9 protein-coding genes are annotated in these 13,630 nt (G+C 70.4%); 5 read left to right on the forward strand and 4 right to left on the reverse strand.

Annotated elements, in window-relative coordinates; translation table 11 throughout:
• Window positions 1–42: 42 nt before the first annotated feature.
• Window positions 43–999: a glycerophosphodiester phosphodiesterase gene (locus ACIQZO_RS02480; RefSeq protein WP_403618799.1), complete on the reverse strand. Its 957-nt coding sequence runs from the start codon at window positions 997–999 to the stop codon at window positions 43–45.
• 235 nt (window positions 1,000–1,234) lie between these two features.
• Here ACIQZO_RS02480 and uvrB point away from each other — a divergent pair, with 235 nt between their 5' ends.
• The 4 genes from uvrB (at window position 1,235) to ACIQZO_RS02500 (ending at window position 7,283) form a co-directional block, all read left to right on the forward strand.
• Window positions 1,235–3,391, forward strand: a complete 2,157-nt coding sequence (uvrB, locus tag ACIQZO_RS02485) for an excinuclease ABC subunit UvrB (protein WP_403618802.1) — start codon at window positions 1,235–1,237, stop codon at window positions 3,389–3,391.
• Window positions 3,392–3,478: 87 nt separating this feature from the next.
• Window positions 3,479–4,057 (forward strand): TerD family protein, encoded by a 579-nt coding sequence (locus ACIQZO_RS02490; RefSeq protein ID WP_281208937.1) that lies wholly within the window; start codon window positions 3,479–3,481, stop codon window positions 4,055–4,057.
• A 41-nt stretch (window positions 4,058–4,098) separates the two neighbouring features.
• On the forward strand, window positions 4,099–6,060 hold the full coding sequence (locus ACIQZO_RS02495) for a TerD family protein (protein ID WP_403618805.1): 1,962 nt from the start codon (window positions 4,099–4,101) through the stop codon (window positions 6,058–6,060).
• Window positions 6,061–6,299: 239 nt separating this feature from the next.
• Window positions 6,300–7,283 (forward strand): TerC family protein, encoded by a 984-nt coding sequence (locus ACIQZO_RS02500; protein WP_403618808.1) that lies wholly within the window; start codon window positions 6,300–6,302, stop codon window positions 7,281–7,283.
• Window positions 7,284–7,344: 61 nt separating this feature from the next.
• Here ACIQZO_RS02500 and ACIQZO_RS02505 read toward each other — a convergent pair whose 3' ends face one another.
• From ACIQZO_RS02505 to ACIQZO_RS02515, 3 genes are all read right to left on the reverse strand, one after another.
• Window positions 7,345–8,670, reverse strand: coding sequence for an MFS transporter (locus ACIQZO_RS02505; RefSeq protein WP_403619243.1), 1,326 nt, complete (start codon window positions 8,668–8,670; stop codon window positions 7,345–7,347).
• Between the two features lie 186 nt (window positions 8,671–8,856).
• The gene (locus tag ACIQZO_RS02510) at window positions 8,857–9,513 is read right to left on the reverse strand and encodes an MBL fold metallo-hydrolase (RefSeq protein ID WP_403618811.1); all 657 of its coding nucleotides are present in this window, start codon (window positions 9,511–9,513) and stop codon (window positions 8,857–8,859) included.
• Window positions 9,514–9,522: 9 nt separating this feature from the next.
• Complete coding sequence (locus ACIQZO_RS02515; protein WP_403618814.1) at window positions 9,523–10,218, reverse strand: maleylpyruvate isomerase family mycothiol-dependent enzyme; 696 nt, start codon at window positions 10,216–10,218, stop codon at window positions 9,523–9,525.
• Window positions 10,219–10,404: 186 nt separating this feature from the next.
• On the opposite strand from ACIQZO_RS02515, the gene uvrA reads away from it, so the two are divergent.
• Window positions 10,405–13,416, forward strand: coding sequence for an excinuclease ABC subunit UvrA (uvrA, locus tag ACIQZO_RS02520; RefSeq protein ID WP_403618817.1), 3,012 nt, complete (start codon window positions 10,405–10,407; stop codon window positions 13,414–13,416).
• The last annotated feature ends 214 nt before the right edge of the window (window positions 13,417–13,630 follow it).

The following is a 13,630-nucleotide window of genomic DNA, read 5'->3' on the forward strand; positions in this document are numbered from 1 at the left end:
CAGACAGCGCAGACAACGCCGTCGCCGAGCTCCGGCCCGGCCTCAGAACCCGCCGACCGCGTCCTGGACCACGTCCGGCGCGTTGGTGATGATCCCGTCCACCCCCATGGCCTGCACCTTCCGGGCGGTCGCCGCGTCGTCCACGATCCAGGTGTCCACCTCCATGACCTTGCCGTGGGCGCCGCGCAGGCCGTGCACCGCCGCGACCCAGTCGGCCGAGATCGTGGTGTGCCACGGGTTGATCCGGTCCGTGAACTCCGCGTAGCGCGGCAGGTCCGCCACGGTGGGGGTGCCGAGGAAGGCGGTCACCAGGTCCGGGCGCAGGCCGTGGACGATGCGCACGGAGTCGGCGCTGAAGCTCTGCACCACCAGGCGCCGGGCGACGTGCCGCTCGTCGAGCCAGCCGGCCTCGTCCAGCACCTTCAGGGTCTGCTCCTCGATCCCCGGGTAGAGCTCAGGCTTCTTGATCTCCAGCAGCAGCCGCTGCTGGTTGCGCTGTACCCGGTCGAGGTACTGCCGCAGGGTCGGTACGGAGGCGCCCGCGTACTCGGCGCCGAACCAGCTGCCCGCGTCCAGCTGGGAGATCTCGGCCCAGGTGAAGTCCCTGACCCTCCAGGGCGCCCGGCCCGGGAACCGCTGCTCGACGTCGGTGGTCCGGGCCAGGGTGTCGTCGTGGATCACCACCAGCACGCCGTCCTTGGTGCGCTGCACGTCGTTCTCCACCCAGGGGAAGCCCATCCGCATCGCCAGGTCGATCGCGTCGAGGGTGTTCTCCGGGGCGTACGCGGAGGCGCCCCGGTGCGCGTACACGACCGGTCCGCCCAGCGCGGCCCGGACCGTGCCCGTTCCGGTGCCGGTGTCGGTGCCGGTGCCGGTGTCGGTGGTCGAGCCGGATCCGGATCCGTGGCCGGCGGCGGCGTACGAGGCCGTCCCGCCCAGCAGGGTGAGAGTGAAGCCCAGGAATGCGGCCGCGGCCGCGGCGGCGGGTCGGACGTACATGTGCGTTCTCCTCGGGTCGTGAGCCCTGTTCCTGCGTCAGACGGGTGCGGAGCGGCAGACGTTGTGGCGATGCACTGCACCGCGATCATGGGGTTGAAGATCACCGAGCCGCCACCGAACTACGACAAACGGACCAGAACGAATGACGGCGGCGCGGGCGGTCGGCGGCGGGCCGGAGCGCGCCGCCGACCGGCGGCGCTACGTGAGTGTCAGTGGGGGGTCGTACGGTTGACCCATGCGGCCCGTATCGAAGATCGAACGCACGGTGGCGCCTTTCGAGGTCGTCAGCTCCTACCAGCCCAGCGGCGACCAGCCGGCGGCCATCGCCGAGCTGGAGAAGCGCATCCGTGCAGGTGAGAAGGATGTCGTCCTGCTGGGTGCGACCGGCACCGGCAAGTCGGCGACCACGGCCTGGATGATCGAGAAGCTCCAGCGCCCCACCTTGGTCATGGCGCCGAACAAGACGCTCGCCGCCCAGCTGGCGAACGAGTTCCGCGAGCTCCTGCCGAACAACGCCGTCGAATACTTCGTCTCGTACTACGACTACTACCAGCCCGAGGCCTACGTACCGCAGTCGGACACGTACATCGAGAAGGACTCCTCGATCAACGAGGAGGTGGAGCGGCTGCGCCACTCCGCGACCAACTCGTTGCTGACCCGGCGGGACGTGATCGTCGTCGCCTCCGTGTCCTGCATCTACGGCCTCGGTACCCCGCAGGAGTACGTCGACCGGATGGTCTCCCTCAAGGTGGGGGAGGAGACCGACCGGGACCAGCTGCTGCGCCGCTTCGTGGACATCCAGTACACCCGCAATGACGTGGCCTTCACCCGCGGCACCTTCCGGGTGCGCGGGGACACCATCGAGATCTTCCCGGTCTACGAGGAACTGGCCGTCCGCATCGAAATGTTCGGCGACGAGATCGAGGCCCTCTCCACCCTGCACCCGCTGACCGGCGAGGTCATCAGCGAGGACCGCGAGCTGTACGTCTTCCCCGCCAGCCACTACGTCGCCGGGCCCGAGCGCATGGAGAAGGCGGTCCGCGGCATCGAGGCGGAGCTGACCGAGCGCCTCGCCGAGCTGGAGAAGCAGGGCAAGATGCTGGAGGCGCAGCGGCTGCGCATGCGCACCACGTACGACCTGGAGATGATGCGCCAGATCGGGTCCTGCTCCGGCATCGAGAACTACTCGCTGCACATGGACGACCGCGAGCGCGGCTCCGCGCCCAACACCCTCATCGACTACTTCCCGGAGGACTTCCTCCTGGTCATCGACGAGTCGCACGTCACCGTGCCGCAGATCGGCGCCATGTACGAGGGCGACGCCTCCCGCAAGCGGACCCTCGTCGACCACGGATTCCGGCTGCCGTCCGCCCTCGACAACCGGCCGCTGAAGTGGGAGGAGTTCCAAAAGCGCATCGGGCAGACCGTCTACCTCTCGGCGACCCCCGGAAAGTACGAGCTCTCGCGCGGCGACGGCTTCGTCGAGCAGATCATCCGCCCCACCGGCCTCATCGACCCCGAGGTCGTGGTCAAGCCGACCGAGGGGCAGATCGACGACCTGGTCCACGAGATCCGTCAGAGGGTGGAGAAGGACGAGCGCATCCTCGTCACCACTCTCACCAAGAAGATGGCCGAGGACCTCACGGACTACTTCCTGGAGCTCGGCATCCAGGTGCGGTACCTGCACAGCGACGTGGACACCCTGCGCCGCATCGAGCTGCTGCGCGAGCTGCGGGCCGGCGAGTACGACGTCCTGGTCGGCATCAACCTCCTCCGCGAGGGCCTCGACCTGCCCGAGGTGTCCCTGGTGGCCATCCTCGACGCCGACAAGGAGGGCTTCCTGCGCTCCGGGACCTCCCTCATCCAGACCATCGGCCGCGCGGCGCGCAATGTGTCGGGCCAGGTCCATATGTACGCGGACAAGATGACCCCGGCGATGGAGAAGGCCATCGACGAGACCAACCGGCGCCGCGAGAAGCAGATCGCCTACAACACGGCGAACGGGATCGACCCGCAGCCGCTGCGCAAGAAGATCAACGACATCGTGGCGACCATCGCCCGCGAGGAGCTCGACACCGAGGAGCTCCTCGGTACCGGGTACCGGCAGGCGAAGGACGGCAAGGGGGCCAAGGCCCCGGTGCCGGCGCTCGGCGGCCGGGCGGCCGCGGCGAAGTCGGGTGGAAAGGGTTCGAAGGGGACGGGCAGGGGCAAGGGTGCCGAGGTGCTCACCGACCGGCCCGCGGCCGAACTGGCCGCGCTCATCGAGCAGATGACCGAGCGCATGCGCGGGGCGGCCGCCGAGCTGCAATTCGAGGTCGCGGCCCGGATCCGGGACGAGGTGGGCGAGCTGAAGAAGGAGTTGCGGCAGATGAAGGAAGCGGGCCTCGCCTGACCGGAGGCCGGTCAGTAGGGTTGGGTCTCAGCCGCAGGTACACGCTGCACGCTCGTCATGGGGCGGGCCAGGGAGAGGGGACAGTACGTGACGGTCAACATGACCAAGGGTCAGGCCATCAGTCTGCAGAAGGCGGACGGAGGCACGCTGACCGCGGTCCGGATGGGCCTCGGCTGGCAGGCGGCGAAGCGCCGCGGGCTGTTCGGCTCGCGCACCCGGGAGATCGACCTCGACGCCTCGGCGGTGCTCTTCGCCGACAAGCAGCCCGTGGACGTGGTGTTCTTCCGCCACCTGCAGAGCGACGACGGCTCGGTGCGCCACACCGGTGACAACCTCGTCGGCGGCGTCGGCCAGGGCGGGGACGACGAGGCGATCCTCGTCGACCTCCAGCGCGTGCCGGTGCACATCGACCAGATCGTCTTCACGGTGAACTCCTTCACCGGCCAGACGTTCCAGGAAGTGCAGAACGCGTTCTGCCGCATCGTCGACGAGACCAACGGCCAGGAGCTGGCCCGCTACACCCTCGACGGCGGCGGTCAGTACACCGCGCAGATCATGGCCAAGGTGTCCCGCGCGGGTACCGGCTGGCAGATGACGGCCCTCGGAAACCCGGCCAACGGCCGCACCTTCCAGGACCTCATGCCGGCGATCCTGCCGCACCTGTAGGACCGGACGAAGAGAAGAAGGCACGGGGGAGGGGCTGCACGATGACGGCCGAACTGGTCCGGGGGCAGAACCACCCCGTGTCCCGGAGCCGGGTGGAGATCAGGGTCTCGGCGGGCACACCTGTGCTCGCCCTGGCCTCGTTCGCCGACGAACAGGGCCGGTTCTCCGGCAACGGCATACTGGCCCACCCGGGCGCCAGGTCCCTCCCCGGCGTGCAGTCGCCGAGCGAGCTCGCCGAACGGCACGCCTTCGCCGTCGACCTCGACGAGGTCGCGGCGGACGTCCACCGGCTCGGCGTCCTGCTCGTCCTGCCGCCCGGCGGCCCGGTGCGCTTCGGCGCGGTACCGGCCTCCTACGTGGCCGTGGCCGACCCGGACGGCGCCGAGCTCGCCGGATACACCCTGACGGGGCTCGACGCCGAGACGGCCGTGGTCGCCCTGGAGCTGTACCGGCGCCAGGGCGCCTGGAAGGTCCGCGCCGTGGGCCAGGGGTACGCCGAGGGCCTCGGCGCCCTGCTCACCGACGGCGGGCTCGCCGCGCCCGCGGCCGCGGAGCTGGCCGCCGCCGCGCTGGGCACGATCCCCCGGACCGCGGGGGCCGACGCCACCCTCGCGGCCATGCCGACCCTCGTCGGCGACCTGCGCGCCCCGCAGGCCCCGGCGCAGGCTCCCGGGCCCGCCCCGGAGCCGCCGGACCAGGTCCCCGTCTCCGGGCACCCGTACGCCGGTACGGCCGGGACCGCGGCCGGTGGTGACACCCCGGCCTCCCCGCCGACCATCAGCTACGCCCACCCGCGGCGCCGCCGTACGAGCACCGAGCCGCCCGAGCCCGCGCCGCGGGCCGCCGCTCCGCAGGAACCGGGCCAGGCCCCGCGGCCGGTCGCCGGGGACGCCAGCGGCTGGTCCATGGAGGAGCGGCTCTACAACCAGGTCTGGGGGATGTTCGAGGACCTGGCCCGCACGGTCGCCGCCTACCGCGGCGCCGTCGAGTTCGCCGACTCCCGCATGGACCGCGAGCTCGACGAGGCCCTGTCCGACCCGCGCCACCGCCTCGGCGGCTCCGGGAACGCGGCCCGCGACACCGCCCGGGCCCGCCGCGAGGAGCTCGTCGCCCAGGCCCAGGCCGTCCTCGACCGGGACCTGGCCCAGCTGATCGCCGAGTCGGAGGTCGTCGAGCCCGCGCTGCCGGCCGCGTACGCCCGCTGGGACAACCCCGTCTGGCACGGCCACCGCACGCCCGAGGAGAGCCCGCTGGCCCTGCGCCTGGGCGACCTGCACCTGGCCGAGCGGCCCGACCTGCGCATCCCCATGCTGACCCGGGTCCCGCTGGAGCGCGGGCTCTGGATCGACAACGGCCGCACCGGTTCCGAGGCCGCGATGGCCATGGACACCGACCGGCTGCGCCGGGCCGCGATGGACATGGCCGTCGCGCTCGCGGTCCGGCTGCTCGCGGTCCACCCCGCCGACCGGTTCTCCGTGCACGTCATCGACGCAGCCGGAGCCGGTGCCGCCTCCCTGGCGCCGCTGGTGGGCGCCGGGGTGCTGGCCGGGCCGCCCGCCGCCGGGGCCACCGGGGTCACCCAGACCCTGGCACGGCTGACCCGGCGGGTGGACCTCGTACAGATGGCGCTGAGGGCCGGCGCCCCCGAGGACCTGCCCGCCGATGTGGACACGGCCGACCAGCTGCTGATCGTGCACGACTTCCCGCACGGCTTCGACGACCGCGCCGTCACCCAGCTGCGCTACCTCGCCGACGAGGGTGCGGCGGTCGGCGTGCACCTGCTGATGGTCGCCGACCGCGACGAGGCCTCGGCCTACGGGCCGCTGCTCGACCCGCTGTGGCGCTCCCTGATGCGGCTGTCGCCGGTTCCGGACAACCATCTCGCCGACCCCTGGGTGCACCACGCGTGGACCTTCGAACCGGACCTGCCCCCGCAGGGCAGCCGGGTCCTCGACCAGGCACTGGACCGGGTGGCGGAGGCCCGGCGCACTACCCGCCCGTGACCATCCTTTGGGACTCTCTTTACCTTTACCGTCTCTGACGGGTATGCTCGTGTGTGCGGAGGGGAGTATTCCTGCTTTCCTGCTACGGCGTACCCGTCAATACGGACCACTTCGGCTGAACGAGCGAAGAAGGTCCCGGGGCGTCGGCCCACGGCCTCCAGGTCGTCAGGGTGGAAGAGACCTCCGGCAGCGATGACGCTGACGAAGTGCTGAGCCATCCGCCGGAGGCGTGTTTCACCATGGAAGTTTCCTGGGCCCTTTGGGCACTGACCATCCTCGGTCTGTCCCTCCTGATCGGCGCCGATTTCTTCATCGGCCGCAAACCGCACGACGTGTCCATCAAGGAAGCGGGCACCTGGACGGTCGTCTGGATCGTCCTCGCCGTCCTCTTCGGGCTCGGCCTGTGGTTCTTCGGTACCCCGCAGGCCTCCCAGGAGTTCTTCGCGGGCTTCATCACCGAGAAGTCCCTGAGCGTCGACAACCTCTTCGTCTTCGTCCTGATCATGGCGAAGTTCGCCGTGCCCTCCCACCTCCAGCAGCGCGTACTGCTCATCGGCGTACTGATCGCCCTGGTCCTGCGCGCGGTCTTCATCGCCGCCGGCGCCACGATCATCGCCAGCTTCTCCTGGGTCTTCTACATCTTCGGCGCCTTCCTGATCTACACCGCGTGGAAGCTGATCCAGGAGGCCCGCAAGGACGAGGGCGAGGACGACTTCGAGGAGAACCGCCTCCTGAAGGCCGTCGAGAAGAAGTTCGGCGTCGCCGACCGCTACCACGGCACCAAGCTCTTCGTCCAGAACAACGGCAAGCGCGTGCTCACCCCGCTGATGGTCGTCATGCTCGCCATCGGCACCACCGACGTGCTGTTCGCCCTGGACTCCATCCCCGCGATCTTCGGCCTGACCCAGGACCCGTACATCGTCTTCACCGCCAACGCCTTCGCCCTGATGGGTCTGCGCCAGCTGTACTTCCTCATCGGCGGACTGCTGAAGAAGCTGGTCCACCTCAGCTACGGCCTGTCGATCATCCTCGGCTTCATCGGTATCAAACTGGTGCTGCACGCCCTGCACGAGTCCGGTGTGCACGTCCCGGTCATCTCGATCCCGGTCTCCCTGGGAGTCATCTGCGGTGTCCTGGTCATCACCACGATCACCAGCCTGATCGCCTCGAAGAAGCAGGCGGCGGCCGAGGCCGCCGCCCGCCCGGAGAACATCGACGCGTAACCGGATCCGCGGATCCACAGTCCTACGGATCCACAGCCCTACGGATCCACAGCGCTGCGGATCAAAGGACCTGCACGGGGGCGGCCGCTTCGGCCGCCCCCGTTTCCGCGCCCCGGACCGCGGCCGCCCGCTTGCGCACCACCGCCGGACCCGTCTCCGGCAGCAGCGCGAAGCAGACCAGGCTGACCAGGGCGATCCCGGTCAGGTACAGCGCCACGCCCCACGGCGGACCCGAGCCGTCCGCCAGCGCCGTCGCCACGATCGGGGTCAGCGCCCCACCCATCACGCCGCCCAGGTTGTAGCCGACGGCCGCGCCCGTGCAGCGGATCCGCGGCGCGTACAGCTCCGGCAGGTACGCGGCCACCACCGAGAACATCGTCACCATGCCGATCAGCGCGCCGGTGAAGCCGACCGTCATCAGCAGCGGATCGCCCGTCCGCAACAGCGCCACCAGCGGGAACATCCACACGGCGCAGAGAGCGCACCCAACCAGGCACAGGGGCCGCCGCCCGTAGCGGTCGCCGAGCATCGCGATCAGCGGGGTCACCAGGCCCTTGATGGCGACCGCGATCATGATGCAGGCCAGCATCACCGTGCGGTCCACCGTGAGGTGCTCGGTGGCGTACGCGAGGGACCATGTGGTGACCGCGTAGAAGACGGCGTACCCCACGGCGAGCGCCCCACCGGTCAGCAGGAGCAGCCGCCAGTGGTCCCGGAACACCTCGGTGAGCGGGGCCTCGGCCCGCCGGTCCGTCGCGGCGAGCGCCCGGAACTGCGGGGTCTCCTCCACCGAGTGGCGCAGCCACAGCCCGGCCAGCGCCAGGACGCCGGCCGCCCAGAAGGGGACCCGCCACCCCCAGGAGGTGAACTGGGCGTCGGTCAGCGACGCGGACAGCCCGAGCATCAGGCCGTTGGCGAGCAGGAAGCCCACCGCCGGTCCCATCTGCGGGAAGCTCGACCACAGTCCGCGCCGCCGCTCGGGGGCGTGCTCGGCGGTGAGCAGTACGGCGCCGCCCCACTCGCCGCCGAGGCCGAGGCCCTGCAGGAAGCGCAGCAGGAGCAGGAGTACGGGCGCCGCCACGCCGATCGAGCCGTACGAGGGCACGCAGCCGACCGCGACCGTGGCGAGGCCGGTGAGCAGCAGGGAGGCGAGCAGGACCGGGCGCCTGCCGTAGCGGTCGCCGATGTGGCCGAAGACCGCCGAACCGAGCGGGCGGGCCAGGAAGCCGACGCCGAAGGTGCCGAAGGCGGCGAGGGTTGCGGCGAGAGGGGAGAAGGAGGGGAAGAAGAGCGGGCCGAGCACGAGGGCGGCGGCCGTCCCGTACACGAAGAAGTCGTAGAACTCGATCGCGGTCCCGGCGAGCGAGGCCGTGGCCAGCCGCAGCATGCCGGGCCCGGAGCGGACGCCGGCCTCGGGGGGCGGCGTCGGGGACGGGGCGGGGGAGGCGAGGGGCGGGGAAGGGTCCTGTGGCATGCCGCACCACATACCCCTTTCCCACCCCTCGGGGCGGGAGTTCGGTCGCAGGCGACCGGAAGGAGTGGGTCGCGCCAGGAAGTTGACGCGTTGCGGTGCCTACCAGCCGCGCTCGCGCCATTCGGCCAGGTGCGGACGCTCGGCGCCGATCGTGGTGTCGTTGCCGTGGCCCGGGTAGACCCAGGCCTCGTCCGGCAGCCGCTCGAAGAGCTTGTGCTGGACGTCGTCGATCAGGCTGGCGAAGGCTTCGGGGTCGTCGTGCGTGTTGCCGACACCGCCCGGGAAGAGGCAGTCCCCGGTGAACACGTGCGGGTGCCCGTGCGGGTCGTCGTAGACCAGGGCGATCGAGCCGGGGGTGTGCCCGACCAGGTGGCGGGCGGTCAGGCTGACCCGTCCCACCGTGATCGTGTCCCCGTCGGTGACGAGGACGTCCGTGGCGACGGGAATGCCCTCGGCGTCGAGCGCGCCCGCGACGGTGCGCGCGCCGGTCGCCCCGACCACCTCGGCGAGCGCGCCCCAGTGGTCGCCGTGCTGGTGGGTGGTGACCACGGACGCGATGCCGTCGTCGCCGATCAGGCTGAGCAGGGTGCCGGCCTCGGCGGCCGCGTCGATGAGCAGCTGCTCATCGGTGGCGCGGCAGCGCAGCAGGTAGGCGTTGTTGTTCATCGGGCCCACCGCGACCTTGGAAATCATCAGGTCCGCGAGTTCGTGCACGTCGGCCGGACCGCCGACCTTGACCTCTCCGGTGTACGTCATGCCTTGATCCTAGAGCGGGGGGAGCTCGGGGAGGCCGTCGCCGTCGATGACCGCGAGGTGGGCGCCCTGGAGGCCGCGCCCGGCCAGCCAGCCGAGCAGTTCGTCCATGGGGCCTTCCAGAACCACCGAAGTGCCCTCCGTGCCGCCGGTGCGCCAGACCTGGCCGTCGTGCGCGGTCCGCAGGGTCACCGGCGGGACGTCCGGACGTCCGGACCAGCGGTCGGCGAGGAAGACGATCTCGCGCTCGGTGAACTCGTCCGGGAGGTCGCAGAGCTCGTAGCCGATGTTCAGGTCGACGTGGTGCAGATCGGCCTCGACCCAGCGGCGGAAGGGTACGTTGGCGGCGAGGTCGGTGACGCCGTTGCGCAGCTCGACCGTGCGGGACCAGTCCTGGTCGTGCTCGGTGGTGGCCATGAAGCGGGCCGCGGAATCACGGAGGTCCGCCAGGTGTTCTTCCAGGGGCCGACCTGCGTCGCGCTCGATGTCGGCGTCGCGCGCGGTGCCGCTCTCGTACATCGGGCGCCCCTCGAAGACGTTGACGAGGGCGTCGGCGTTGCGTGCGAGGTGGGCCAGGATGTGGCCGCGGGTCCAGCCCGGGAGGTGTGACTCCTCGGTGAGGGCCGCGTTGTCCAGTTTCGCGACTGCGGTCAGCAGCCGGTCCGTGGCTTCACGTACAGATCGCAGGTCGTGCACATGATCAGTCATGACGGCGAGCCTAGTGGCTCACCTCGTACCGCCACACGATGGGGTGAAGCGGTCTGCGGAGTGCCGTAAATCGAATGTGCGTGCTATACGCTCGGAAGTCCAAGGACCCAGTCCATCGCAGAGGCGCCCCCCATACCCTGGGACGGGGGCCCGTGCCCCGCTCTCTCAAGAAAGGTGCGGACCGGCGTGACCGACCGTCTCATCGTTCGTGGCGCTCGCGAGCACAACCTGAAGAACGTCTCGCTCGACCTGCCCCGCGACTCACTCATCGTCTTCACCGGACTCTCCGGGTCGGGCAAGTCCTCCCTGGCCTTCGACACGATCTTCGCCGAGGGCCAGCGCCGCTACGTCGAGTCGCTCTCGTCGTACGCCCGCCAGTTCCTCGGGCAGATGGACAAGCCCGACGTCGACTTCATCGAGGGCCTCTCCCCGGCCGTCTCGATCGACCAGAAGTCGACCTCGCGCAACCCGCGCTCGACCGTGGGAACCATCACCGAGGTCTATGACTACCTGCGCCTGCTCTTCGCCCGCATCGGCAAGCCGCACTGCCCCGAGTGCCGCCGGCCCATCTCGCGCCAGTCGCCGCAGGCCATCGTCGACAAGGTGCTCGCGCTCCCCGAGGGCAGCCGCTTCCAGGTGCTCTCGCCGCTGGTGCGCGAGCGCAAGGGTGAGTTCGTCGACCTCTTCTCCGACCTCCAGACCAAGGGCTACAGCCGGGCGCGGGTGGACGGGGAGACCATCCAGCTCTCCGAGCCGCCCACGCTGAAGAAGCAGGAGAAGCACACCATCGAGGTGGTCATCGACCGCCTCACCGTCAAGGAGAGCGCCAAGCGCCGGCTCACGGACTCCGTGGAAACCGCCCTCGGCCTCTCGGGCGGCATGGTGATCCTCGACTTCGTCGACCTCGCCGAGGACGACCCCGAGCGTGAGCGGATGTATTCCGAGCACCTCTACTGCCCGTACGACGACCTGTCCTTCGAGGAGCTGGAGCCCCGCTCCTTCTCCTTCAACTCGCCCTTCGGCGCCTGCCCCGAGTGCACCGGTATCGGTACGCGCATGGAGGTGGACCCGGAGCTGATCATTCCGGACGAGGACAAGTCACTGGACGAGGGCGCGGTCTCGCCCTGGTCGCTCGGCCACACCAAGGACTACTTCCAGCGGCTGGTCGGCGCGCTCGCCGAGGAGCTCGGCTTCCGGACCGACATCGCGTGGGCCGGGCTTCCGGTGCGCGCGAAGAAGGCCCTGCTGTACGGGCACAAGACGCAGATCGAGGTCCGCTACCGCAACCGGTACGGGCGGGAGCGCGCGTACACCACGGCCTTCGAGGGCGCCGTGCCGTTCGTCAAGCGCCGGCACGCGGAGTCCGAGAGCGACGCGAGCCGCGAGCGCTTCGAGGGCTACATGCGCGAGGTGCCCTGCCCGACCTGTGAGGGCACCCGCCTCAAGCCGATCGTGCTCGCCGTGACGGTGATGGAGAAGTCCATCGCCGAGGTCGCCGCCATGTCGATCAGCGAGTGCGCGGACTTCCTGGGGCGGATGCGCCTCGACGCCCGCGACAAGAAGATCGCCGAGCGGGTCCTCAAGGAGGTCAACGAGCGGCTCCGCTTCCTCGTTGACGTCGGCCTCGACTACCTCTCGCTCAACCGGGCCGCCGGCACCCTGTCGGGCGGCGAGGCCCAGCGCATCCGGCTCGCCACCCAGATCGGCTCCGGCCTGGTCGGCGTGCTCTACGTACTGGACGAGCCCTCCATCGGTCTGCACCAGCGGGACAACCACCGGCTGATCGAGACCCTGGTGCGGCTGCGGGACATGGGCAACACGCTCATCGTGGTCGAGCACGACGAGGACACCATCAAGGTGGCCGACTGGGTCGTGGACATCGGTCCGGGCGCCGGCGAGCACGGCGGCAAGGTGGTGCACAGCGGTTCGCTCAAGGACCTGCTCAAGAACCCCGAGTCGATGACCGGCCAGTACCTGTCGGGCAAGAAGTCGATCGAGATCCCGGACGTGCGCCGGCCCGTGAACGGGGAGCGCAAGCTGACCGTCCACGGTGCCAAGGAGAACAACCTGCGGGACATCGACGTGTCCTTCCCGCTGGGTGTGCTGACGGCCGTGACCGGTGTGTCGGGCTCGGGCAAGTCGACACTGGTCAACGACATCCTCTACACGCACCTGGCGCGCGAGCTGAACGGCGCCCGTTCGGTGCCCGGGCGGCACACGCGGGTGGAGGGCGACGAGCTCGTCGACAAGGTCGTGCACGTCGACCAGTCGCCGATCGGCCGGACCCCGCGGTCCAACCCGGCGACGTACACGGGCGTCTTCGACCATGTGCGCAGGCTCTTCGCGGAGACGATGGAGGCGAAGGTGCGCGGCTACCTGCCGGGCCGCTTCTCCTTCAACGTGAAGGGCGGCCGGTGCGAGAACTGCGCCGGTGACGGCACGATCAAGATCGAGATGAACTTCCTGCCGGACGTCTACGTCCCCTGCGAGGTCTGCCACGGCGACCGGTACAACCGGGAGACGCTGGAGGTCCACTACAAGGGCAAGTCGATCGCGGAAGTCCTGAACATGCCGATCGAGGAGGCCCTGGGCTTCTTCGAGGCGGTGCCGACGATCGCGCGTCACCTCAAGACGCTCAACGAGGTCGGGCTGGGCTACGTCCGCCTCGGCCAGTCGGCGCCGACCCTGTCGGGCGGTGAGGCGCAGCGCGTGAAGCTGGCCTCCGAGCTCCAGAAGCGATCCACGGGCCGGACGGTCTACGTGCTGGACGAGCCGACCACGGGTCTGCACTTCGAGGACATCTCGAAGCTGATCAAGGTGCTGTCGGGGCTCGTGGACAAGGGGAACTCGGTGATCGTCATCGAGCACAACCTCGATGTCGTCAAGACCGCGGACTGGGTCATCGACATGGGTCCGGAGGGCGGCTACGGCGGCGGCCTGGTGGTGGCCGAAGGTACGCCGGAGGCCGTTGCCTCCGTCGGCGCGAGCCACACCGGCAAGTTCCTGCGGGACATCCTGGGCGCCGACCGGGTCTCCGACGCGGGTGCGTCCCCGGTGCGGGCCTCGGCGAAGAAGGCCCCGGCCAAGAAGGCGCCGGCCACGAAGGCTCCGGTGAAGAAGGCCGTGGCCACCAAGGCCGCTGCCGCGAAGAAGGCGGCCCCGGCCAAGAAGACGACGGCCCGGGCGCGCAAGGCGTAGCAGCCGCGCGGTGTTCGAGTCCGACGGAAGGGCCCGGTCCACGGCCGGGCCCTTCCGCGTGCGCCCGGGCAGCCCTCAGGAGGCGACGCCCACCGCGCGGCAGGTGCAGGCCGGGTCCGTCAGGGCGGCGAGGAGGGCGTCCGCGACATCCCCGCGCGGGATGACGCTGCCGCCGGGCGCAGGCGGCGCAGCAGCGGGTGGACCACGGCGCGGG

The organism is Streptomyces sp. NPDC097617 (assembly GCF_044761485.1).
Taxonomy (GTDB): domain Bacteria; phylum Actinomycetota; class Actinomycetes; order Streptomycetales; family Streptomycetaceae; genus Streptomyces.

What these genes read in the sequence shown, in the direction of transcription:
- ACIQZO_RS02510 (WP_403618811.1), bottom strand. Translation starts at nt 9,513, where the DNA reads ATGACGTACACCGGAGAGGTCAAGGTCGGCGGTCCGGCCGACGTGCAC.
- ACIQZO_RS02505 (WP_403619243.1), bottom strand. Translation starts at nt 8,670, where the DNA reads ATGCTGCGGCTGGCCACGGCCTCGCTCGCCGGGACCGCGATCGAGTTC.
- ACIQZO_RS02500 (WP_403618808.1), top strand. Translation starts at nt 6,300, where the DNA reads ATGGAAGTTTCCTGGGCCCTTTGGGCACTGACCATCCTCGGTCTGTCC.
- uvrB (WP_403618802.1), top strand. Translation starts at nt 1,235, where the DNA reads ATGCGGCCCGTATCGAAGATCGAACGCACGGTGGCGCCTTTCGAGGTC.
- ACIQZO_RS02515 (WP_403618814.1), bottom strand. Translation starts at nt 10,218, where the DNA reads ATGACTGATCATGTGCACGACCTGCGATCTGTACGTGAAGCCACGGAC.
- ACIQZO_RS02495 (WP_403618805.1), top strand. Translation starts at nt 4,099, where the DNA reads ATGACGGCCGAACTGGTCCGGGGGCAGAACCACCCCGTGTCCCGGAGC.
- ACIQZO_RS02480 (WP_403618799.1), bottom strand. Translation starts at nt 999, where the DNA reads ATGTACGTCCGACCCGCCGCCGCGGCCGCGGCCGCATTCCTGGGCTTC.